Source organism: Dysgonomonas sp. 520 (assembly GCF_010501095.1).
Taxonomy (GTDB): Bacteria; Bacteroidota; Bacteroidia; order Bacteroidales; family Dysgonomonadaceae; genus QVMP01.
Window position 1 is genome coordinate 41,224 of sequence record NZ_QVMP01000018.1, and the last position, 24,374, is coordinate 65,597.

Below are 24,374 nucleotides of genomic sequence, written 5' to 3' on the forward strand. Positions count from 1 at the left end.
TTTGCATATCTGTCACTGGGTAAGTGACGGAGGAGTGATTTTGGATATGTTATTCTGTTTGTAATCAATTAGTTAAGAAAGGGTGAAATTGAAAAAGATAAACATTGATAAAACATGGTCGAAAAGGAGAAGTAAGTCGGGCTACTTATTTCATTCTAAGTTTTTAGAAGACAGTCACTTTCTGGTTCAGACGAAAAATGTATACGAAAAATAATTATTAGACATTGGTTAAACACGCACAGCAACAAATACTTAAACAACAGAAAATATGGAATATGAAGAAAAAGGAATTCTGTTCGTTGATCTTCAAAAAGGTCAGGAATGGAAAACAAACAGGAGAAATTGCAGCGTTATTCTCATTAGTAAAGGTCGATTGAATATTTCTTCTTTATCGCATAAAGATGAAAGGATTTCGGCAGGAAAGATATTCATGATCCCTACCGGCTACGAAACAGTCGTAAAGGCAATGGAGGAATCTGCTCTGATATCCATTGATATAAGTGAGGAAATCAATCAGTTGACATACTTTCAATCGGACAAAACAGATGAAAATGATAACAATCAAAACCTCTATTTGACTTTCAACGAGATTGTCTCCGCATACATCGAATCGTTACAGGTCTACAAGGGTAGTAGTTTAGATTACAACTCCTTAGCAAGAATAAAAGCAAAGGAATTGATATACATACTGAAGGCGTCTTACACACAGAAAGAGCTCAGCCGTTTTTTCAGCAGCTATATCACAAACGATTTATACTTCTCGGAACAGGTGAAATTGTTATCTCAAGATATTAAAAATATCCGCCAACTGGCTGAAATTATGAATTATAGCTATTCAGGGTTCAACAAGCGGTTCAGGCGATCGTTCGGCGTATCGGCTTACTCATGGCTCAGAAAGCGTCGGGCAAATATGGTGTATCACGATATTTATTACACGAACAAAAGTTTGAAGCAAATATCGACAGAAAACATGTTCAGCACGCTTTCTCACTTCAACGAATTTTGTCACAAAAATCTGGGAAATTCTCCTTCCGAAATCAGAAGAAAAAAAAGACCCCTCCGTCACTTACCCAGTGACAGAAGGCTATTATTTAGTTGTTTACCAAAGTACAAAGATAGGCAAATTATTATGAGATATGCAATAGAACATAGATACTTTTTTCGAGAGAGAGCTTGACTATAAAATCTTGCAGAGTTTTGTTTTTCATTCTTCCTGAATTTATTCCCCATGCAACTTCGCAGTTAAATATTCTTCAATTTTCATTGCATTTAACTTGTTTATTTAAAATAAACTCCCTAATTTTGCAACCCGATTGTCAAGAATATAAAACATATAATATAATATCGCAATGAAAAGAACTTTCCAACCATCGAACAGAAAGAGAAAAAACAAACACGGTTTTCGCTCAAGAATGGCTACTGCTAACGGACGCAGAGTGTTAGCTTCTCGCAGAGCCAAAGGTAGAAAAAAACTATCAGTATCTGACGAATACCTAGGCACTAAAAAATAAAAAGCCTGTTTAAAGATATTTTGTTTAAACAAAACTGAGTAAGAATTTATAAAATTCTTACTTTTGTTGTATATATACATTTGCTTATGAATTGGTTCGACTTCTTCGTTTTTGCAGTACTTGTTTTTGCAGTAATCAAAGGCTATATGTCGGGATTCATTATGCAAATTGCCTATCTGGCAGCCTTAGTTGCCGGAACCTTGTTTGTTGGTGAAGTATCGGCATTCATACTTCCGTACATGAAGTTCAGCCCCGAATCTATGCACTATGCAAAACCGGCTACGTTCATCATAGCATTCTTAATAATCGGGTTAGCCATCATACTGATGGGGAAATTTCTCACCGGCATACTGAAAACTATAAAACTGAACCTGCCCAACAGGCTTGCAGGCAGCTTATTCTGCACGATAAAATATTTCTTCCTGCTAAGCCTTCTTGTCAATCTCGTTGCCCAGTTCCAAATAAACGAACCAACAGCGACCAATACCGAAGATACTTCACTCACATACCCCTACGTTAAAGCCGTAGTACCCAAAATCATACCATATTTCAGAATGGTAAAGGAGAATGTATAATCGCAACTATCCGATTTTTTTTTCTGTAATAGACTGACTCTTATATTCTTTTTTCCGAAAAACGACACTAGCAATCAATTAAAAGCAGTAAATTTGTATTTTCGACTAAAGACATATTTTTAAGCATATCTATTCATGAATAATAGCAGAGAATACCCCTACAAATTAGGTTTAGCATTAAGTGGAGGTGGCGCGAAAGGCTTCGCTCATCTTGGCGTACTTCAGGCTATGGACGAAATAGGTATTAAACCCCAGGTTATAGCCGGAACCAGTGCCGGTTCTTTAGCCGGAGTTTTGTATGCCGACGGGTATGCTCCGCAAGAAATAGCCGAAATATTCAAGAAAAAGGCATTCTCGGAATTTGCCAAATTTACAATACCAAGTGCCGGCATTTTTAAAAGTGACAAAATAGAAACCTTTCTGAAACAGTACTTAAGGGCAAAAACTTTTGAGCAACTGCAAACACCTCTTTTTGTCACAGCCACCGATATAGAGGAAGGCATCAGCACCCATTTTTCGGAAGGTACACTTATCCCAACCATTGTTGCCTCCTGTTCTGTTCCGATAATATTCACGCCAAAAGAAATTGATGGCAAATATTATGTCGACGGAGGATTATTCAAGAATTTTCCGGTATCAGTGATCAAACCTTTATGCGAAAAGATTGTTGGAGTAAATGTAGCACCTCTGACAAAGATGAAATATAAGAAATCTATGCTACATGTGGCAGAAAGGTCTTTTCACTACATGTCATCATCCAACACTTTGTATGACAGGAAATTGTGCGATATATTGATTGAATCTACAAACGTCTCGAAATATACAATGTTCGACCTCGATCATGTAGACGAAATCTACAAAATAGGATATGATACATCTAAAGAAATATTACTAAAAGAGTTAAACAAAATCAAATTAGTTACAATATGAAAGGTAAGTTATTGATCTATCAGGTATTTCCAAGATGGTTTGGAAACACAACAAATGTCAATAAAGAAAACGGAACAATAGAAGAAAACGGGGTTGGGAAATTCAGTTCATTCACAACAAAGGCTCTTTCCGAAATCAGAAAAATGGGTTTTTCCCATATCTGGTATACCGGAGTAATAGAACATGCCACAAAAACCGACTACTCAGGCTTCGGTATAAAAAAAGATCATCCCGACGTAGTGAAGGGAAATGCCGGATCCCCTTATGCCATCAAGGACTATTATGATGTTGACCCCGATTTGGCCGACTCGGTAGAGTTCAGGATGGAAGAATTTGAAGACCTGGTTGAAAGATCGCACAAGCAGGACTTAAAAGTTATTGTAGATTTTGTTGCCAACCATGTTGCCCGCCAATATTTTTCGGATGCAAAACGCCGAAAGGTAGACAATCTGGGAGAAAAAGACGATACATCCAGAGCCTTTGCTCCGGATAATAATTTTTATTATACACCGAATCAAGAACTTTACCTCGACTTTGCTGCCGACAAAGGAGAAAATGCCTATCACGAATTTCCGGCAAAAGCAACAGGTAACGACAGATTTGACAACACTCCCAATTTTTACGATTGGTACGAAACTGTCAAGTTAAACTATGGGGTTGACTACGCAAACGGGCGTAACAAATATTTTATACCCGAACCCGACACCTGGTACAAAATGAAAGACATCTTGCTTTTTTGGGCATCGAAAGGCGTCGACGGTTTCCGCTGCGATATGGCAGAAATGGTTCCCGTCGAATTCTGGAACTGGGTGATTCCGAAAATCAAAAGCAAATATAAGTCAATCACTTTCATTGCCGAGGTATACAATCCGAACGAATATGCAAGTTATATTCAGGCAGGATTCGACTATCTGTACGACAAAGTCGGACTTTACGATTCGCTCAAAAACATTATTACAGGCAACCGCCCCAGCTCAGACATAACCGGCTGCTGGCAAAGTCTGGGCGATTTGCAACCTCACATGCTCAACTTTCTCGAAAATCATGACGAGCAGCGCATTGCATCCGATTTCTTTGCAAAAGACCCGTTCAAAGCCATTCCGGGACTCATTGTTTCAGCAACAATGAACACTTGCCCGTTCATGGTATACTCGGGACAAGAACTCGGCGAAAAAGGCATGGATAAAGAAGGTTTCAGCGGCATTGACGGACGAACAACCATATTCGATTACTGGTCTGTCGATTCTATCCGCAACTGGTACAATGACGGCAAATTCGGACTAAGCAATTTGACTGAAGATCAGAAAAATCTGAGAAAAATATACACAAAGATACTGTCTCTTTGTTCTTCCGAACAGGCCATATCCGATGGTAAGTTTTTCGATGTCATGTATGTAAACTATGACAATCCCGATTTTGACCCAACCAAACAATATGCATTTTTCAGAGGATATAAAAAAGACCTGTTGCTTATTGTTGCCAATTTTGACGATAAGGCGGTAAATATCAACATCAATATACCTGAGGCAGTATACGACTACCTCAATATTGACGCCTCGAAGTTCAGGTCGGCTAAAGATTTATTATCCAACAAAAAACAATCGTTAAAATCCGGTCTATCATCTAGCTTCGAAACCAAATTGGAAGCATATAGCGGAAGAATTTTCAAATTTGTAGTAGAATAGTTAGAAAAGAGGGACTGTAATACTAAATAGTTTTATAAATTTGCACCATCAAAACACAAGTAAGGTCGCAAACTTATTTTATTGCTTTGCAAGTAAAACAACCTTAGCGGGTTACAACTTGATAATAAATCATTAAGTATTTTTATACTCAATTAATTAGTCACTCAAAAAACATAAGAGAAGAAGAAAATGGAAAAGGAGCCTTTTAAAATTTTTTCAGGAACAAATTCACGCTATTTGGCAGAAAAAATATGTAAAAGTTTAGGATGCACCCTCGGAAACATGAATATTGAACGTTTTGCCGACGGGGAATTCTCTGTTTCGTACGAAGAATCAATCAGAGGACATCAGGTTTTTCTGGTGCAATCGACATTTCCAAACTCGGACAACCTCCTCGAACTTCTCTTGATGATCGACGCTGCTAAAAGAGCTTCTGCCAGATCAATAGTAGCCGTTATCCCTTATTTCGGATGGGCTCGCCAAGACAGAAAAGACAAACCCCGTGTATCCATCGGAGCTAAACTTATTGCCGATATGCTAAGCGCTGCGGGGATACACAGGCTTATAACCATGGATTTGCATGCCGACCAGATACAGGGATTCTTCAATGTTCCTGTCGACCACTTGTATGCTTCCGCAATTTTCACAGAATATATCAATACGCTGGACAAAGAAAATTTGGTTATAGCAACACCAGACGTTGGTGGTACAAAAAGAGCCAGTTCGTATGCCAAATATTTCGGAATACCGATGGTTATTTGCTACAAATTGCGTAAAAAAGCTAACGAAATTTCGGAAATGCAAATCATTGGAGACGTGGAAGGCATGGACGTTTTATTGGTGGACGACATTGTTGATACTGCCGGTACAATTACAAAAGCAGCCGATTTGATGATGGCACACGGAGCTCGTTCCGTAAAAGCGATTGCCAGTCATGCTGTGATGTCGGATCCGGCTTCGGCTCGTGTAGACCAGTCCAGCTTATCTGAAATTTTATTTACCGACAGCATCCCTTATTCAAAGAAATGCGAAAAAGTAACCATCCTGTCGGTTGCCGATGTTTTTGCCGAATCCATTCGCAGGGTTCGCCTCAATGAGTCGATCAGTTCTCTTTATGTCCTTTAAACACAAGGGATGTAAATAAAATTAGTAAAAAATTTGATACCCATCACACTATACAAAATATGACTGTACATCATGAAGGGCGCGGAGTTCTGGCTACACTAACAATCCTTTTGATTCTCATCAATGGGTGTATGTTACGTTTTTGCCCATATTCAATACTCAACTATCTCGTATTAGCAGCTTCTATAATATTCTTTCTGATAGTACTAAATTTTTATAGAAGTCCATACAGAAGATTTTCCGGAAATATGCGGGACTCGGTTGTTGCCCCTGCCGACGGTAAAATTGTTGCCATAGAGGAAGTGTTTGAACCCGAATATTTTAAAGACAAAAGATTGCAGGTTTCCATCTTCATGTCTCCCCTCAATGTTCATGCCAATTGGTTTCCGGTAAACGGAAAAGTTGTGCTAAAGAAACATCACAAAGGGCGTTTTCAGGCTGCTTACCTACCCAAGTCTAGCACGGAAAACGAAAGATCGACAGTCGTCATTCAAAGGGAAGATGGCACGGAAGTACTTGTCAGACAGGTTGCCGGAGCTATGGCTAGGCGCATCATAACTTACCCCGAAGTTGGGCATGATGCTCATATTGATGAACATTTCGGATTCATCAAACTTGGCTCCAGAGTAGATGTTTATCTGCCGGTGGGCACCCCTGTATTGGTAGACATGGATCAAAAAGTAACGGGAAATCAAACAGTTATCGCAGAACTTCCCATAAAATAAGACACTGATGAAAAAACATATTCCAAATCTATTCACTTGCCTCAATCTATTTTCAGGATGTATTGCTTGCACAATGGCTTTTCAAGGTGAATATTTTTGGGTTGTATTTTTCGTAATATTGGGGAGTATTTTCGATTTTTTCGATGGATTTATGGCTCGCCTGCTCAAAGCATACTCCGACATTGGCAAAGAACTGGATTCGTTGGCCGACCTCGTGAGTTTCGGTGTTGCACCCAGCCTTATCGTTTTTCATTACATTACAAGTGCCTTAGGTGCTGAATCGGCTCTACATTCGTTGCAAAATATCCTACCCTATTTTGCATTTGTCCTGACCATATTTTCAGCTCTTAGATTGGCTAAATTCAATATTGATACTAGGCAGACTACCTCTTTCATCGGATTGCCAACACCAGCCAACGCATTGTTCTGGATCAGCTTATGCTATGGATTGAATGAAAAATTTGTAGCATCCGACACCATTGTATACATAATAATAGTTCTGATTGTTATTTTCTCATTACTGATGGTTTCCGAGATTCCGATGTTTTCCTTAAAGGTAAAAAACCTAAAATTGAAAGGGAATGAATTAAAGTACCTTTTAATAATCTTCTGCATAGCAGCCATTGCAATATGGCAAATAATGGGTATAGCAGCTACAATTATCTTCTACATAGCCTTGACGCTTGTCTCATACAAGAAAGTGAAGGAATGAACAAAAACCACGCATAACTCGTTAAAATAACGAAACAAGTTTCTTTGTTTATCTTAGAATTTATATCTTTAATCTCTGATTTTAACAAAAAGAGTTATGTCATTTCTATTATTTTTCTTTTTTCTTATACTTGTTCTGTTCATTACGGTGCTGTCCATAGGTGGAGGTATTGTAAGAGGCATTTTGCGTTTATTATTCGGCAAGAATGTTTCCCGCCAATATCAGAGCAGACAACAAGGAAGAGGCAGTTACAATTACAGCAATTCTGAGTCAAAAGACAGCAGAGACCATCAACATACAGGACAAAAAAAGATATTCTCTAAAGAAGAAGGAGAATATATTGATTTTGAAGAAATTACGGAATAACTTATAACATAACAATCAACCAATTACCTTATATTTAAAAGCATTCTTATATATTTTTTCATTTTCTTTATATCCGGTTGGATAGCCATGAGCATCTATAAAATAGCTTCTCTGCACATTTTCATAATTACCACCCTGTCTGGTTTTCCAGTTATTGTTTCCAACATGACCCACAAGACCTCCTTTATATACCCAATACCATTTAGGAGTGATTTGATTGGAGAAAATACTTTTGCTATTGTCATATCCATATACAAATTTTGAACTTTGATATTCTTTTCCACAAAAAGAAGAATAAGAAACTATCTCTATTAAATTATTATTATCGTATTCGTATAGAGTATAATGAATACCTGAATACATTTTAATAATGAGACCTTTGGCATTTAATATTAAGGTATCTCGCGCCATCATAGCCGGATCCGGATATCCTTTGTACATAAAGACTCCTCTTTCTGCAAAAATAGAATCCCCATTATATGCAAACCATTCATAATGTTGGTTATCATCCTCTACTTTCTCAAGGAATCCATCTTCTGAATAGGTAAATATTTCTTCTGAATAACCTTTAGAATAGTAAAGATCCCATTTATGCTTTAATTTCGTAATTCTATTCGACGAATCGTATTCTAAAATCATTGATTGAGCCCCATCCTCATCAACAAGATTTATTTCTGTCAAAAGTTTTAACTTATCCTCATCGTCATCATCTCTACAAGAAGAAAAACCAATTATCAAAAGTACAATAGATAATAATAGAGTAAATAATTTCATTATGCTTGCTCTTTATTTTGTCAAGATTCAATCTAAAATAAAAAAGGAACTGGAAATATTTCAGTTCCTTTTTTATTCATAATACTTATTTAAAAATCAGCGTTATTCGGTGTACGCGGAAACGGAATCACATCCCTGATGTTTGCCATACCTGTAACAAAGAGCATAAGACGTTCAAAACCCAGACCAAATCCGGCATGTGGAGCAGTACCAAATTTACGAGTCTCGATATACCACCAGATTGGGGCAGAATTCATACCGATCTCTTCCATGTGTTTGGTTAGTTTATCATAATCCGATTCACGCTCAGAACCTCCGATAATCTCCCCGATTTTAGGGAACAAGACATCCATTCCCCGAACGGTTTTTCCATCATCATTCTGTTTCATATAGAAAGACTTGATTTCCTTCGGATAATCCGTTAAGATTACAGGACGCTTAAAGTGATTCTCTACAAGATAACGTTCGTGCTCCGACTGAAGGTCTGCACCCCAATATACAGGAAACTCAAACTTATGTCCGCTTTCTTCCAATATCTTAACCCCTTCGGTATAAGTCAAACGCACAAAATCATTGTTTACGACAAAATTCAGGCGTTCGATCAATTCTTTATCGAAATGCTCGTTCAAGAAGGCTATATCATCAGCACAATTATCCAAAGCATAGCGGATTAGATATTTCAAGAAATCTTCTGCCAAATCCATGTTATCGTGAATGTCGTAGAAAGCAACTTCCGGCTCAATCATCCAGAACTCAGCCAAGTGACGTGGCGTATTTGAGTTTTCGGCACGGAAAGTTGGTCCGAATGTGTAAACAGCACCTAAGGCCATTGCACCCAATTCGCCCTCTAACTGACCCGATACGGTAAGATTTGTTTGACGCCCGAAAAAGTCTTCCGAATAATCAACATCCTGCATTTCCGTTCTGGGTACATTGTTCAAATTGAGTGTTGTAACCTGAAACATAGACCCTGCACCTTCTGCGTCGGAAGCCGTTACAATTGGTGTATGCAGATAATAGAATCCCCTGTCATTAAAATACTTATGTATTGCATAAGACATGTGGTGACGCATACGGAAGATAGCCCCAAATGTATTTGTACGAGGGCGCAAGTGAGCGATCTCTCTCAAAAATTCCAATGAGTGACCTTTCTTTTGCAACGGATATGTAGCCGGATCGGCCGACCCGTATATCTCTATCTTCTCTGCCAGAATTTCACCTTTTTGTCCTTGACCTTGCGACTCCACATATTTGCCCACAACGTGTATACACGCACCTGTGGTAACAGGTTTCAGAAAATCTTCTCCAAATTTTTCAATTTCAGCTACAATCTGGATATTATTTATTGTAGAACCATCATTAAGTGCTATAAAGCTAACATTTTTGTTACCACGTCGGGTCCTCACCCAACCTTTTACACTCACGGTTGCTCCGAAATCGTCTTGTTGGAGCAAATCTGAAATTTTAGTTCTACGAATTGTTTCCATTTTGTGTTTGTTATTATTCTAATCTTAATAGTTTTTATTTCTTCATTATTCAAAAGCTCCCATACGAAGCATATTCACCTCCGACTCAGTCAGATATCTCCAACGTCCTCGTGGAAGGTTCTTTTTGGTCAGGCCTGCAAAATAAACACGGTCTAATTTCAATACCTGATAGCCTAACTTTTCGAATATACGACGGACAATGCGGTTACGACCTGAGTGAATCTCAATACCGACCTCATTCAGAACGTCTTCGGCTACATAAGCGATAGAATCGGCATGAATTTCTCCATCGTCCAACATGATTCCGTCGGCAATAGCCTGCATGTCTTCAATAGCCACATCTTTATCGAGACGCACCTGATATATCTTTTTCTTTAAGTATTTCGGATGCATCAACTTAGAAGCCAAATCTCCGTCATTGGTAAGCAGCAACACACCTGTTGTATTCCTGTCTAACCGGCCAACGGGATATATACGTTCGGGACAAGCATTTTTCACTAAATCCATCACCGTCATACGGTTTTGAGGATCGTCTGATGTTGTCACGCAGTTTTTAGGTTTATTCAATAACACATAAACTTTGCTCTCTAAACATACCGGTTGCTCCTGAAAAGTAACATTATCGCCTCTTTTCACTTTTGCACCTAGTTCCGATATAACCACTCCGTTTACTTTTACCACACCTGCCGTGATAAAGGCATCAGCCTCACGACGTGAACATACTCCGGCATTTGCCAGATATTTGTTCAAACGGATATCCGTATTCGGATCTATATTTTCCTTATATTTTACAGGCTTAATCAGCTGTTTTACTCTCTGTATAACTTTTCCGTTTCGAGGCACATTAGCACCCGGACGCTGATTTCTGTTTCCTTGTCCCTGTCGATTGTTGGGACGTTGTCCTCCGCCGCCACCATAACTATTTCCTCCCCGGTTATTGTAGTTGCGGTTATTTCCATTATTATATCCACCGGAAGAACGTCTTTCTCCTCCACCGTCTGAATAACGGTTTCCGTTGTTATAGTTTCCTCTGTCTCCTCCGCCTGAGTAGCCACCTCCTCGATTGTCGTTCGAATAGTTTCTTCTGTCGTTGGAGTATCCTCCGCTTCTATCGTTTGAATAGCCGCCTCCCCGGTCGTTAGAATAGCCGCTATTGCGGTTGTCATAATTCCTGCGAGGTGCATACCCACCACCTCTGTTTTGGGAGTCTGATGAGTTATTATCCCTGTAGTTTGTATTTCCCCGAGAAACGCCAATCTCACGATTAGCTACTCTCCCTGCCTCTCCTACACGAGGTCTTTTTTTCTTAATTCCTCCGCCGTCTTGTTGCGATTTTCCTTCATTGCGGCTGTCGTCTGTAATCATGATAATAATAAAAAATTAAATGTTTAAATATATAACCTCACGGTTACTTGTTTCTTAAATTCCAGTATACGAATGTGGTGTTATTTTTCTTAGTTCGTCTTTTACGGTTTCACTCACATCCAGAGTTTCTATAAAATCACGTATCGATTGTTGCGTTATCGCCTCATTGGTGCGGGTCAAAGCCTTCAACGCTTCGTATGGCTTGGGGTATCCTTCCCTTCTCAATATGGTTTGAATACCTTCGGCAACCACTGCCCAGCAATTATCCAAGTCGGAATTTAATGCTTCAACATTCAACAGCAATTTATCCAATCCTTTTTGTGTGCTTTGTAAAGATATGAGAATGTGTCCCATAGGAACACCTACATTACGCAATACGGTAGAATCCGTCAAATCCCTTTGCAAACGTGAAACGGGCAATTTAGCCGACAAATGTTCCAGAATGGCATTGGCTATTCCCAGATTTCCTTCGGCATTTTCAAAATCTATCGGATTCACTTTATGTGGCATTGCCGAAGAACCTATTTCACCAGCCTTAATTTTCTGCTTGAAATATTCCATCGAAATATATTGCCAAAAGTCCCTGTTCAGATCAATCATTATTGTATTTATACGCTTCAAGGCATCGAACACTGCCGCCAGATTATCATAATTTGATATCTGGGTGGTCCATTCTTCCCTTTGAAGGCCCAACTTCTCTGAAACAAACTTGTTTCCAAATTGTTTCCAATCGAATTCGGGATATGCTACATTGTGCGCATTGTAGTTGCCTGTTGCCCCGCCAAATTTCGCAGAAATCGGCAGTTGTTTCAAAATAGAAAGCTGTTGCTCCATCCTGCTCACAAACACCATAACCTCTTTCCCTAAGCGTGTAGGGGAGGCCGGCTGTCCGTGGGTTTTAGCCAGCATCGAGATATCTTTCCATTCTTCGGCCTTAGCTCTTAACGATCCGATCAGTTGCTCCAACATCGGATAATACACATCGGTCAAAGCATCTTTCAATGACAATGGAATAGATGTATTGTTTATATCCTGCGATGTCAATCCGAAATGGATGAATTCTTTGTAAGGCTCTAATCCTAAAAGATCAAATTTCTCTTTTATAAAATACTCTACTGCCTTGACATCATGATTGGTTACGCTCTCAATTTCCTTGATATGAGAGGCATCCGACTCTGAAAAATCAGATACGATTTTCCTTAAATCGGGGAAGACTGAACTATCCACCTCTTTCAATTGAGGCAATGGTAATTCACATAACGCTATAAAATATTCGATTTCTACATGTACTCTATACTTTATTAATGCGTATTCGGAGAAATAGTTCGTCAGTTGTTGTGTTTTACTACGATAACGCCCATCAATAGGTGATATGGCTGTTAGGGTATTTAAGTCCATTATATTTTTCTTTTGGATGTTGGTTTCCTATGCAATTTAAATGCCTTTATTTTAGAATATAAACAATCTTCTTTGTTTTTGTTTTCCCGATGCTATTAATTATCAATACAAAAATAATGATTAATTTATATCGGAGAACATAAATGCCTAAAAATATTTTTTTTGGCAGGAATATTATAACAAAACTTACATTTTCTGCAAATCATCGTATATTTGTTTCGTTAAAAATGAGATATATCCACTCGTAGTGCATTTAGAAAATAAAAGATAATTAACTGAAACATAATACATATTTACATTGTCATCCTGAGTAAAACGAAGGATCTGGATTGAAAATACACAGATTTTTCACTTCGTTCAAAATGACAAAACCAATATGTATCTTATAATAAATGAGTTAACATCAAAGTATTAAATGCACTACGGGTTATATCCATATAAAGTTCATCTCCGAAATTAAAAAAAACATACATATTTTATGCTTCAACTTTCTTTATATCCCGACCTCATTGAAGCCGGTTGCGACGAAGCCGGAAGAGGATGTCTTGCCGGTCCTGTTTTTGCCGCTGCCGTTATACTTCCTGCCGATTTTTACTGCGAAGAATTGAACGACTCGAAGCAACTTTCCGAAAAGGCGAGATACAGGTTACGACCTGTTATCGAGGAAAAGGCTATTTCTTTTGCAATTGGCATTGTCGACCACGAAGAAATTGACAAGATTAATATTCTAAACGCCTCTTTTCTTGCCATGCACAGGGCAATAGCATCCCTGAATTGCGAGCCTCAACACCTTTTGATAGATGGAAACCGCTTCAAAAAATATGGGGATATCAAGCACTCTTGCATTGTGAAGGGCGACAGCAAATTTCAACCGATAGCAGCAGCGTCTATACTTGCGAAAACTTATCGGGACGATTTCATGATGAATCTACACAACGAGTTCCCTCATTATAAGTGGGATAAGAACAAGGGATACCCGACTGCCGAACACCGCAAGGCAATAGAAATACATGGAGTTTCTCCCTATCACAGGCTAAGTTTCAATTTATTCGACCGCCAATTGAAACTTGATTTATAATGCTGTATATTATTTTATGTATTCGGTAAGGCTTTGGCAAAGTTCATTAAGAAAATAGGTAGTGCTTTTTCTTATATTGTTTTTAAATTCGGCTGAAAAATGACCTCCAACCACGCTGCCTTCCAGAAAGAGATCCTCGGCCTTGTAGCGTTTCAACTTCCTGCCCTCGTTTACAAAATAAACGATTTCAGTCACTTCCAGCACATATTTATCTTGAACAATAAATATATTGGCTTTGTATTTCATTTGAATTTTCTCTCTCTTTTTCGCCTGATTTTCGGGCAAAAGCAATTCTATTCGTGAGTGAATCCTCACTTCATCATTATTCTGGTCAAACTTGATTGTAGAATGGAAATCTGTTCCATACCTCTTTCTCCCCCATTCTTTTATCTGTGGATAAGCGGGTTGGGAAAGAGTTTCGGGTAGTTTCATCTCTTTTGTAAAAATAATTTTCCCGTCAACAACTGCTACATCATCTGTATCTATAATCTGAGCTTTAGATATCAATACCAAAGAGCACATCAACATCAAACAAATTAACCTTCTCATTTTTTTTTCAAGTTTTTAGATCAACAACAAAACGAAAACAACAGATGTTATTTCATCATTCACTCATAGCTTTCAAGTGGTTTTTCAATGTATTTGAATACATCACCAAGAACCTGTCTTTCAAGAACTCTATGTCCTTTTCTTCTATATCAATCTTGCCTATTTGCTTATCTATATAGCTCTTGAAATTTTCGGCTTGTTCCTCCGTATACATCGAACGAAACCGATCTGTCTCGTTCAGCAAATCGTAAGCTATATAATTGATCGGATATATCTTATAATTTTTATGTATTTCTTTATCAACACATTGAGCAACCAATTCAACTTGCTTCTTTTTGTCCGGCTCCAACGCAATCTTATCCAGCTCGTCGTTTATTTCTTTGCCAAACTGAAAATGAATATCTCCTTTGAATCCCATAATACCTTTTTCCATACTAATCAGATCGTCCTTCTTAGTCTTCTTATATTCAGGATTATCTCTTTTCAACTGAAATTCCCTTGCTTTCAGATAATCGCATGGGTCGTATTCGTACGACAGGCTTAACGGAATAATATTCAGTTCTTTCAGGCTATCGGAAAACGTCTTGCCGGTAGAGGCCATCGTCAACATTTTCAACAGGCTTTCCTGAGTCTTGTCGTCCGAATCCTTTGCCCTCCCCTCACGTTGAGCAAGCCATATCGACTCCCCTTTTCGGGTGATTACATAATGAATGTACTCCGACATGTGCTTCGAGGCTAATAGTATTTCACGACCCGAAACCCCACGCTTAACGATGAAACTTTTGTTCAGCCTCACCAGGTTCTTTATCCATGGGTACACAAACAGATTGTCGCCGATACCTATTTCCGTTGTCTTTAAACTATGATCAAACATCAATATATTCAAGATGCCTGCGTCTAAAACAATGTCCCTGTGATTGGATAGGAACAGGTGTTTTTTGTCCCGGCTAATATTTTCCCAGTTCGAGGATGTTACGGAAGACGCCGTTTTTTTGAGAACACCCCATACCAACGGATAAATAATACTTTTTTGAAAATCAATTTTTGTTTCAAAGGTTAACATCTGCGCTCCCAACTCCGTCCAATTGACGCCGGGAATCAGATACTCCAATGCGTTACGAAATCCCTGATCATCCAGCAATTCCTGAATAACCCGCTTTACTTCATGATCATAAACAGGAGCAATGTCGTCATAAATAGTACTATCTTCCATCACTTAACCTTTTTATATTCTTCCTCAATTATATCTGTCAGCACATCCGTCATGCTCAATCCTGCTGCTTTCACTTGCTGCGGAATGAAACTCGTAACCGTCATGCCGGGAGTAGTATTCACCTCCAACAAAAACGGAACATTATCCGAAATTATGAAGTCGGCTCTTATAATACCCTTTGCCCCAACAAGATCGTAAATACGTGATGTTAACTGCTGAATACGCAAAGTCATTTCTTCCGAAATCCGTGCAGGAGTTATTTCTTCCACCTGCCCTGCATATTTTGCATTGTAATCAAAAAATTCGTTAGTCGTAACCACCTCTGTCAATGGCAATAGAGTCTTTTCATTTCCTATCTTATAGCATCCGCATGTTACTTCCACTCCCGATATAAAACTTTCAGCCACCACATCTTCAGCTTCGTTAAAGGCGTCATCCATAGCCTTCTGAAAATCGTTCAGCGATTTTACCTTCGTTGTGGCAAAGCTGGAACCTCCGGTATTGGGTTTCACAAAAAGCGGATAGCCTAGTTCTTCGCCCACCTGCCCTAAATCGTATGACATATCTTTCGTAAAATGCCTCGATTTGGCAACAGTTATGCCAAAATTTTTCAAATAATTATTGCAGATATATTTATTAAATGTTAGTGCCGATGCCATCAATCCGCAAGAAGAATACGGCATGCCGATCATGTCAAAATAACCTTGCAGATGCCCGTCTTCGCCGGGTGTTCCATGAATGGTGATATAAGCAAAGTCGATATTAACTTTCTCTCCTTCAACAGAAAAACTGAAATCATTTTTATCAACCGGATATTCAGCGCCATCCGCCACAACATTCCACGATTGCCTGTCGATCTTTACACTATAAACATTATACAATTTGGTGTCGAGGAAAGAGCAGATTCCTACCATGCTCTTTTCCGAAACTATCCATTCCGACGAATAGCCTCCCCACACAACTGCAATATTTTTCTTCATATATAATTATATAACGAATTTATTACTTTTATATTTCCCTGCTGGATACATAATTACGCCACCTTTCCAACAATTCTTCCATATCGGATGGCAACGGAGCCTCAAACATCATTTCCTCTTTTGTTCTCGGATGCACAAATCCCAAAGTCCGGGCATGCAATGCCGGTCGGGGACATGTATTAAAACAATTCTGAACAAACTGTTTGTATTTAGCAAAAGTAGTTCCACGCAAAATCTGGTTTCCGCCATATCGCTCGTCATTAAACAACGTATGGCCAATATATTTCATGTGTACACGTATTTGATGTGTACGTCCTGTTTCCAACTGACATTCAACCAAAGTCACATACCCCAAGCGTTCCAACACTTTGTAGTGTGTAACAGCATGTTTACCTTGTTCGCCATCTTCAAAAACGGTCATCTGGAGGCGATCTTTCACGCTTCGCCCGATATTTCCTTCTATCCGTCCTTCGTCTTCCGAAATGCTACCCCAAACCAAGGCGTTGTACAAACGCTTCGTAGTTTTGTTGAAAAACTGCTCCGACAAACGGGTTTTCGCATTTTCATTCTTGGCAATCACCAATAGTCCCGAAGTTCCTTTATCTATGCGATGAACAAGCCCCATCCGGGGATCTTTCGCATCATAACCGGGCAGATCTTTCAATCTGAAAGCCACTGCGTTGACCAACGTTCCCGAATAGTTTCCATGACCGGGATGCACCACCATTCCGGCTTTTTTGTTTATCACCATCAGGTCGTCATCTTCGTACACGACGTCGAGAGGCAAATCTTCCGGAATAATCTCCAACACCCGTTTTGGTCGATCCATAACAATGGAAACTACATCCATTGGTTTTATCTTGTAGTTCGACTTCACAACCTGGTCGTTCACCAATATGCAGCCTGCATCCGCAGCCTGTTGTATACGATTTCTTGAAATTCCTTCTATCCTGTCTGTGAGGAATTTATCTATACGCAGAAGGCTCTGCCCCTTATCGGCAACGAAACGATAATGTTCATATCTTTCCGATGCGTCATCAATTGGGTTGTCTTCTATAAAATCGTCTATATCGTCTTGATATTCTGTCATTATTCCATGAAAGTTTCGTCAATGACTGTCGATGGGTCAATTTCCGGTATCGGCTCCATATATTCTGATTCGCCTGTGCCACTGCCAACCTTCAACACCAACTCTGCATCAACCGGGACGCGATCTCCCAATTTTAGTTTTTTTCCTTTATATTCGAGCGAAAAAACGAGGTCTTTAAATTCGGAGCTGATTGTCTCTTTTTTCACATTTGTCAGTCCATACGCACTCAGTAGCGCTTCGGCCTGCCTGTAAGAACTATCTTCCACATCCGGAACCGAGATCATTTTCTTCCCTTTTGCCTGAATTATCAGATAGATAACACGTCCTTTCTTCACTTTTGATTTTGGCTTTTGCACTTGATCCAATATGGCTCCGCCTACCGCTTTTTTCTCGAACAGTGAATCTATCACCTCATATCCCAATCCTGACGATTTGAGTATGGCTGATGCTTCTTCCACTTGCAGACCTGTCAGATCGGGTACATCAACCGATGTTCCGTGCCTGGTATAACCATCCATCAAGAACAAGACCAAAAATATTGATGCGACGAAAATGAGTGCCATCAAAAGAATATTCGTAAGGTATTTGTTCGTAAATATTCTGAAGAAGATATTAGATTTCGATTTCTTTTCTGTTTTAGCCATCTTTAGTTTAGATAATAAGGTCGCACAGACCTTTTTCATTACTTTTTGTTTAGTTACGAAACAAGTAAGCCTGTATAGGTTTTCTATGTGCACCCCACGTTTATTTGTAACTGCCCGAAGGCCGAAATAACTTATAATCAAGTAAAGTATATCATTGAATTTATAGACTACTTACTTAACACGCAAAAATACAAAAAAAAGAATAAAATGATACTTTAACCCCGATAGAAAGAGTATTTATTTACTTATTAGGTATTTATTTGTTAAAAAAAAGAAGAAGTAACCATCCGTTTTTCGATAGCTACTCCCTCATATTATAATTTCTTATTGTTTTTTACTCCGTTTTCGATATAGGAATCTGCCTTTTTACACCTTGACTCAACGATATCATGGTTTCGGTGGCAACAACACCTTCTATCTCTTGTATCCTGTCGTTCAACAAATCCATCAGGTGTTCATTATCTCTGGCATACAGTTTAACCAAAATAGTGTAAGGCCCTGTTGTAAAGTGCGATTCCACTATTTCGGGTATCTTATCCAATTCGGGTATAACTGTTTTATACATAGAACCTTTTTCCAGTTTCACGCCTATATACGTACATGTATTGTAGCCGAGTACCTTCGGATTGATGATATAACCTGAACCTACGATTACGTTCATCTCTATCATTCTCTGCACACGCTGGTGAATGGCGGCTCTTGAAACGCCACATTCCAGTGCTACATCTTTGAAAGGTATACGTGCATTCTGAGAGATAATTTCTAAAATCTTCTTGTCCAGTTTATCAATTTTATCCATAATTATGTGCTTTTTCGTTACGATATTTAGACCAAAAATAATATTATTTTTTTGATTTACTATCTTTTTGATATTTTTTTCACATAAAAAGATTCAAAATATATAGTTATAAAACATTTTTTCTAAAAAAAGAAGAGATTATTGTGTACAATAATCCCTTCTTCAATTTCAGGGTTCTATTATTCTTATTTTGCCTTCTTCACGTCTATCAGTTCTATATCGAACACAAGAGTTGAACCTCCTTTAATCGGGCCGCCTGTATTGGCATCTCCATAAGCAAGATCCGATGGAATAACAACTTGCCATTTAGATCCGGTAGGCATCAATTGAAGAACTTCTGTCCATCCCTTAATCACCTGATTTACCGGGAACGAGATTGGTTCACCTCTGTTTACACTACTGTCAAACACTGTTCCGTCTACCAAAGTTCCGTGATAATGAACAACAACTGTATCTGTTTCCGATGGTTTTACACCAGTTCCTTCTGTCAATACTTTGTATTCGATTCCGCTAGGTAAAACTACCACGCCTGCTTGTTGTTTGTAAGCATCCAGATATTTTTGTCCTTCTTCTTTGTTCTTACCAACTTCTTCTTGTTCTTTTGCTTTTTGTCTTTCCTGAACTTTTCCTTCCATAGCTCCGATCATTTTTTCAAATACTTCGCTCGGATTTTCAATTGCAGGTTCTTTGCCATTAGCTGCGTCTTTCACGGCTGCCAACAATATTGCTCTCGATATTTTGTCGTCTGTTCCTTCGAATGCGAAAGTTTCTAAACTTTTCACTTGCATTCTCATTTGTGCACCCGCCATTAGACCGGCTGCGTAAGCATCTTTCTTCTCATCCAAATTTAATGTTTGAGTAAGACCTTTCATAAACTCAGCCTTATTTTTTTGATTTGCAGTATTTGCCGAATCCAATTTGCTTTTAAATTCTTTTTCCAACTCGGCTTTCTTTGCTTCATCGGTTTCTGCACCAATACGTGCCTGATATGAACTAGCCAATGCTGCCGTGTCAGTCAGTAGTCCTGCTTGTTTCATGAATTGAGGCACTGCTTTATCTCCAATTTCTGCACCAAAAAGGTATGAAAGTGAGTCTGCTTCGGTTTTCAAAGAACCTACTCCAGACGAATCACAAGATGTGAATAGGCCACCTATTGCAACAAATGCACCTAGAGCCAAAATTTGAATTTTCTTCATTGTTTATCAATATTTAAATTTAGATTATACTATATCCAACAGCTCCACATCAAAAATAAGAGTCGAGTTAGGCTCTATCATTTGCCCTGCGCCCGATTCTCCGTAAGCAAGATTTGACGGGATGAACAATCTCCACTTCGACCCTACGGGCATCAACTGCAATGCTTCTACCCAACCGCTAATAACCTGAGTCACACCAAACGTTGCCGGCTCGCCACGGTCAACACTGCTATCGAAAACAGCTCCGTTGATCAACGTTCCGTGATAGTGAACTTTTACCTGATCCGTTGCTTTGGGAATGGCTCCGTCTCCTTTTTTCAATATTTCATATTGCAAACCACTTGGCAAGGTTACCACGCCATCTTTCTTTGCATTGATATCAAGAAATTCCTGACCTGCTTTACGGTTGATTTCAAGTCTTTCTTCTTGCAATTTTGTGAAATAGTCGTTGATGATTGCTTTTGCCTCATCGTAAGACATTGTCAGAGCCGAATTGCTCAGCACATCCTGCAATGCTTGTGTAAATGAAGCGATATCCAACTTATCAATACCTGAATTAAGGAAATTATTTCCTATACTTAACCCTAATGCGTAACTTACTTTGTCCATTTAGTTTACTTATATATAATTATTTAGATTCTTCTACTAATGTTTTTATAAAACGCACAAAAGTAACGTTTTTAAACTTATATATATCACTTTAAAGTCAAAAAAAAAGTAAAGAAGCCTATTAATCTACTTTTTTGTACAGATAATACATACTTTCATCTTCATAAAGCGAATCAACCGGCTGATAATTTGCACTGAACGAGTCTAACTGTTTGAAATATTGGTAATAGATAAATACATCTCTCATCACCACAAATGTTATTTTTCCTTCGTCAATATATTGCTGCTGGCTATCCCTTATATCGGGAAATTTTTCATAGTAAATATTCGGATAGAAAAAGTACTTGACATTAGGCACAATATCCGCTTTCGTAAACAGTCCGAGACTACGATCCATGCCCAAACACAACAAAGTAGGATTTTTCTCTTTTTTTATTATTGCCCCAAACTTATTTTCCAGTGTCGGAGGCACCGACCGCCTCAACAAGTATTCGTTAGCTTCCCCGAAAAAACTTTTCTGCCAACAGCCTAAGGCTAATCCCGCAATGCTTGCGATAAATGCCAGATACGAAATACTTTTCGTCCGAAAATAGCGTTCAACAACGAAAAACAGTACAACGAACGTAAATATCAGAAAAACAGAAAAAGATGTGTAATAATATTCCATCATCGCAGCACCGAGGAAGATCACAAAAGACAAGGATACGAACGATAGAACCAAGGCTGTTTTCGCATAAATATTCCTGACAAAACCGGGGATAAAAACAAATGCCAGCAACCCTGCAACTCCGGCTCCAAAACTAAACGGATAACTCACCAACAGATGCGTAAAGCGCGCTGCAATGCCTACGAACAAGGCAGGATTCAGTTGCAACTCATTCGCATAGCGCGAATTAAATTCTATATACCCTGTCCACAAATCGCTTATCGCCGAATTGGACAGAAAATATGCCAAGACAATAGCAAACACGAGAAATAATCCTGCCAATAAGGCTAGAGAATTTTGGAGAAAATTCCGGTACAATTTGTTCTTTAATAAATTTATAAATATCGCCACGATGAGAAAGAACCAAAAAACAGTAAGGTTCAATTTCATGAAGAAAACCAAACCGATCAGCACTCCCTGCACAAACATCGCTCCAATACTATGTTCTTTCGGATTGCCAGACGAAAAATACCTCAAAAACAGAAATAAGCCAACAGCTTGAAGCATTAAGATATATTCTTCTGCCGACCCTCCCAATCCGGCAAAATACAATGCCATCACCGCAAACAGGGTCGCAATAAAAAAGGCATAAGGTTTAGACAGATAGAGCCGTGCCAGCAGATAAACAGCCGAACTGCCCATAAAAAAGAACAATGATTCTATAATATATACACCCGTAAACGTATCATTCGATATCAAATATCCCAATCCGTATACAAGGAAAATCAAAGGGCCTTTGTGGTCGAACAAATCCCGATAGGGCACAAGTCCGTTCATCATCCCTTTCCCCACCGTAAAATATATATTTACATCCGACCAATAATTGAAGTCGTACAAAGGCGACAATTTCGTACACAGAAAAAGGAGCAGAAAACTATATATAAAAAGGGCAAGGAAAAACCACTTTTCCTGCCCTATTATTTGTTTTAAAGACTTGTTTTTTATCGTCACATCCATCTGTGTACTGATTTTCTTTATCAGAATTTTATGCTTACACCTGCCATAGCATGAAAACCTTGGAGGGTATAGCCTGCATACATTTCGTATTTCTGATTCAGGATGTTATTCAAACTGGCATTTAGAGACAGCCAATCGAAAAGTTGATATTCACCTCTCAGATTCAATTCGCTCACATCTTTCATTTTAAAAGATCTGCTTCTAAAACTATCTTCATAAATTACCTTTATAGGTCCAAGATCATCTGAAGACGGAAGAATTCCATACGAGAATATGGATTGTGCCATATTCTTCCTTCCTCCTTTATAAATGTAGTTCAAAGTCAGGGTTAGATTATCAATTGGCTTGACATCCGCATTAAAATCGAGTGTAAAGGTAGGTCTTCCCCATGCTTTAGTTTTTCTATCAGAATTCCATCCGGAACCTCTACTTTTCGAATATTTTGCATCATAAAAATATGCTTTGGCTTTCAACGACAAGTCTGTATATGGAATCAGACTTGTTTTTATTTCACCTCCAACATGACCTTCATAAATGTTTGAATAATTTAAACCCGAAAAACCACGAAAATATTCTTTATAATGTTCTCCTTTACCTCCGAAAAGCAACATTTGAAGAAAAGTATAAGAATGATCATCTTTCGTATATTTATATCCTCCGAAAATATCGAATTCTATCCCCCTTACTGCTCCTATCTTGAAACCAAGAGTTGCGTCAAACGGAGTTCGGGAAATATCAACCCTCGATACGGGAGTGACATAGCGATTTTCCATCAACGTAGATATAAAGTCATTATCATTTATTCCACCTGTAACAATGGCATAGATAGATGTTTTATCTGCGATCGACACAGAAGCCCTGATGTCGGGAGCAATCAGAAACCTGTTTTTCTTATCAATGGCATAATTCACTTTTGCGCCGATGGACAAATTCCAGATATCCCCGTCCAAATCGAAGTGAGCCCGTGCTTTCAACGATGTCAAGTCATGAAATCTGTCATCACCCGATGCAACATCAGTAAATGACTGGTGCAACAAGCCGAATTCCAGTCCCACTTTCTTGTCACTATCAAATGCGGCTCCCACTCCGGCTTTCAGTTCAAGCAGGTTTCCACCTTCCCCGTCATCTCCCAACCAATCAAATTTATTATCGAAATGATGAAATCTTAGTTCACCCAAATATGAAATTTCGCTCCATTCGTCCGATTTTATCCCGATTTCACCTCCAAAAACACTCACACGTTGTTGCCTGTCCGAAAATTTGGGAAACTCTACTCCCTCAAGAAAACGATAGTCGTTGAGAAAGCTGTTTCCATAATAATTGAACATTGTGTTCAGAAAAGAACCGTTTACATAAAACAAAGACGAAGCAAAGGAATGTTCATATTTCAACTTGGCAAACAGATCGGAATATTTCGCTTTCGCTTTCTTAAACTTATAATTCTGATCTTCATAATCAACATTGCTGTTTGCCGAATTGTAAGACACAAATGCATCCAGACGGTCTGATTCCGTCCCGACAATGCGATAACCCAAACGCCCGTCTATATTCAAATTGCTACCTACCCCAAGGGTTAGATAACCTCTTTTTTTGCTAAAATCAATATCCGTTGCAGCACTCCCTGAACCCATATCTTTAATCGGGAAATTATAGAAATCTATCCGGGGAAGTTCCGTCACATATTTCACATTCGTATTTGGTTTTGCCGATTCCTGAACAGCTGGCAATGTATTAATTTTTGAAGCATCCTGAATCACGGGCGTATACTCACGTTCGACCCGCACCTGACGGGTTATTGTCGTATCTTGCTGAGCCGACAGAGAGAAACTACCCGCAAGGCATATCAGTGTAAAAAATGACTTATATATTGTTTTCATATCTTATCCGATTTTTTCGTTAT

The 24,374-nt window shown here is 38.8% G+C and carries 24 protein-coding genes; 10 read left to right on the top strand and 14 right to left on the bottom strand.

Translation table 11 applies throughout. From position 1 onward, the window contains the following. Window positions 1-268 precede the first annotated feature (268 nt). The 9 genes from D0T56_RS11300 to D0T56_RS11340 all read left to right on the top strand — a co-directional run bounded on the left by D0T56_RS11300 (window position 269) and on the right by D0T56_RS11340 (window position 7,629). Window positions 269-1,177: a helix-turn-helix domain-containing protein gene (locus D0T56_RS11300; RefSeq protein ID WP_163320265.1), complete on the top strand. Its 909-nt coding sequence runs from the start codon at window positions 269-271 to the stop codon at window positions 1,175-1,177. Between the two features lie 172 nt (window positions 1,178-1,349). Then, entirely contained in the window at window positions 1,350-1,511 is a 162-nt protein-coding gene (gene rpmH / locus D0T56_RS11305) for a 50S ribosomal protein L34 (protein WP_163320266.1), read from the top strand. Between the two features lie 86 nt (window positions 1,512-1,597). After that, on the top strand, window positions 1,598-2,086 hold the full coding sequence (locus D0T56_RS11310) for a CvpA family protein (protein ID WP_163320267.1): 489 nt from the start codon (window positions 1,598-1,600) through the stop codon (window positions 2,084-2,086). A 135-nt stretch (window positions 2,087-2,221) separates the two neighbouring features. After that, entirely contained in the window at window positions 2,222-3,016 is a 795-nt protein-coding gene (locus D0T56_RS11315) for a patatin-like phospholipase family protein (protein ID WP_163320268.1), read from the top strand. Further along, complete coding sequence (locus D0T56_RS11320; RefSeq protein WP_163320269.1) at window positions 3,013-4,701, top strand: alpha-amylase family glycosyl hydrolase; 1,689 nt, start codon at window positions 3,013-3,015, stop codon at window positions 4,699-4,701. Before D0T56_RS11315 ends, D0T56_RS11320 begins: the two co-directional genes overlap by 4 nt. 189 nt (window positions 4,702-4,890) lie before the next feature. Continuing rightward, the gene (locus D0T56_RS11325) at window positions 4,891-5,826 is read left to right on the top strand and encodes a ribose-phosphate pyrophosphokinase (protein WP_163320270.1); all 936 of its coding nucleotides are present in this window, start codon (window positions 4,891-4,893) and stop codon (window positions 5,824-5,826) included. 59 nt (window positions 5,827-5,885) lie between these two features. After that, window positions 5,886-6,551 carry a phosphatidylserine decarboxylase family protein gene (locus tag D0T56_RS11330; protein ID WP_163320271.1) on the top strand — a complete coding sequence of 222 codons (666 nt, stop codon included), beginning with the start codon at window positions 5,886-5,888 and terminating at the stop codon, window positions 6,549-6,551. Between the two features lie 7 nt (window positions 6,552-6,558). Next, a complete protein-coding gene (pssA, locus tag D0T56_RS11335) occupies window positions 6,559-7,263 on the top strand; it encodes a CDP-diacylglycerol--serine O-phosphatidyltransferase (RefSeq protein WP_163320272.1) in 705 nt (234 codons plus the stop codon). Between the two features lie 96 nt (window positions 7,264-7,359). Then, on the top strand, window positions 7,360-7,629 hold the full coding sequence (locus D0T56_RS11340; RefSeq protein WP_163320273.1) for a DUF4834 family protein: 270 nt from the start codon (window positions 7,360-7,362) through the stop codon (window positions 7,627-7,629). Between the two features lie 15 nt (window positions 7,630-7,644). On the opposite strand, the gene D0T56_RS11345 is transcribed toward D0T56_RS11340, so the two are convergent. The 4 genes from D0T56_RS11345 to purB all read right to left on the bottom strand — a co-directional run bounded on the left by D0T56_RS11345 (window position 7,645) and on the right by purB (window position 12,653). Then, on the bottom strand, window positions 7,645-8,403 hold the full coding sequence (locus D0T56_RS11345) for a hypothetical protein (RefSeq protein WP_163320274.1): 759 nt from the start codon (window positions 8,401-8,403) through the stop codon (window positions 7,645-7,647). 89 nt (window positions 8,404-8,492) lie between these two features. Beyond that, a complete protein-coding gene (asnS, locus tag D0T56_RS11350; RefSeq protein WP_163320275.1) occupies window positions 8,493-9,890 on the bottom strand; it encodes an asparagine--tRNA ligase in 1,398 nt (465 codons plus the stop codon). 45 nt (window positions 9,891-9,935) lie between these two features. Continuing rightward, window positions 9,936-11,255, bottom strand: coding sequence for a pseudouridine synthase (locus tag D0T56_RS11355; protein WP_163320276.1), 1,320 nt, complete (start codon window positions 11,253-11,255; stop codon window positions 9,936-9,938). A gap of 54 nt (window positions 11,256-11,309) precedes the next feature. Then, entirely contained in the window at window positions 11,310-12,653 is a 1,344-nt protein-coding gene (gene purB / locus D0T56_RS11360; RefSeq protein WP_163320277.1) for an adenylosuccinate lyase, read from the bottom strand. A 478-nt stretch (window positions 12,654-13,131) separates the two neighbouring features. Here purB and D0T56_RS11365 point away from each other — a divergent pair, with 478 nt between their 5' ends. After that, window positions 13,132-13,731, top strand: coding sequence for a ribonuclease HII (locus D0T56_RS11365; protein WP_163320278.1), 600 nt, complete (start codon window positions 13,132-13,134; stop codon window positions 13,729-13,731). 9 nt (window positions 13,732-13,740) lie between these two features. On the opposite strand, the gene D0T56_RS11370 is transcribed toward D0T56_RS11365, so the two are convergent. The 10 genes from D0T56_RS11370 to D0T56_RS11415 all read right to left on the bottom strand — a co-directional run bounded on the left by D0T56_RS11370 (window position 13,741) and on the right by D0T56_RS11415 (window position 24,351). After that, window positions 13,741-14,280 carry a hypothetical protein gene (locus D0T56_RS11370; protein ID WP_163320279.1) on the bottom strand — a complete coding sequence of 180 codons (540 nt, stop codon included), beginning with the start codon at window positions 14,278-14,280 and terminating at the stop codon, window positions 13,741-13,743. Between the two features lie 55 nt (window positions 14,281-14,335). Continuing rightward, window positions 14,336-15,493, bottom strand: a complete 1,158-nt coding sequence (locus D0T56_RS11375) for a 1-acyl-sn-glycerol-3-phosphate acyltransferase (RefSeq protein ID WP_163320280.1) — start codon at window positions 15,491-15,493, stop codon at window positions 14,336-14,338. After that, entirely contained in the window at window positions 15,493-16,473 is a 981-nt protein-coding gene (locus D0T56_RS11380) for a D-alanine--D-alanine ligase (protein WP_163320281.1), read from the bottom strand. The genes D0T56_RS11375 and D0T56_RS11380 overlap by 1 nt, the downstream gene beginning before the upstream one ends. A 28-nt stretch (window positions 16,474-16,501) precedes the next feature. Further along, on the bottom strand, window positions 16,502-17,563 hold the full coding sequence (locus D0T56_RS11385; protein ID WP_163320282.1) for an RluA family pseudouridine synthase: 1,062 nt from the start codon (window positions 17,561-17,563) through the stop codon (window positions 16,502-16,504). Beyond that, window positions 17,563-18,207: a PASTA domain-containing protein gene (locus D0T56_RS11390; RefSeq protein ID WP_163320283.1), complete on the bottom strand. Its 645-nt coding sequence runs from the start codon at window positions 18,205-18,207 to the stop codon at window positions 17,563-17,565. Before D0T56_RS11390 ends, D0T56_RS11385 begins: the two co-directional genes overlap by 1 nt. Before the next feature lie 334 nt (window positions 18,208-18,541). Then, window positions 18,542-19,006, bottom strand: coding sequence for an Lrp/AsnC family transcriptional regulator (locus tag D0T56_RS11395; protein WP_163320284.1), 465 nt, complete (start codon window positions 19,004-19,006; stop codon window positions 18,542-18,544). Window positions 19,007-19,191: 185 nt separating this feature from the next. Beyond that, on the bottom strand, window positions 19,192-20,202 hold the full coding sequence (locus D0T56_RS11400; protein WP_163320285.1) for an FKBP-type peptidyl-prolyl cis-trans isomerase: 1,011 nt from the start codon (window positions 20,200-20,202) through the stop codon (window positions 19,192-19,194). Between the two features lie 24 nt (window positions 20,203-20,226). After that, a complete protein-coding gene (locus tag D0T56_RS11405) occupies window positions 20,227-20,811 on the bottom strand; it encodes an FKBP-type peptidyl-prolyl cis-trans isomerase (protein ID WP_163320286.1) in 585 nt (194 codons plus the stop codon). A gap of 121 nt (window positions 20,812-20,932) precedes the next feature. Then, window positions 20,933-22,474 carry a glycosyltransferase family 39 protein gene (locus tag D0T56_RS11410; protein ID WP_163320287.1) on the bottom strand — a complete coding sequence of 514 codons (1,542 nt, stop codon included), beginning with the start codon at window positions 22,472-22,474 and terminating at the stop codon, window positions 20,933-20,935. A gap of 20 nt (window positions 22,475-22,494) precedes the next feature. Beyond that, window positions 22,495-24,351: a hypothetical protein gene (locus tag D0T56_RS11415; RefSeq protein ID WP_163320288.1), complete on the bottom strand. Its 1,857-nt coding sequence runs from the start codon at window positions 24,349-24,351 to the stop codon at window positions 22,495-22,497. Window positions 24,352-24,374: the final 23 nt, after the last annotated feature.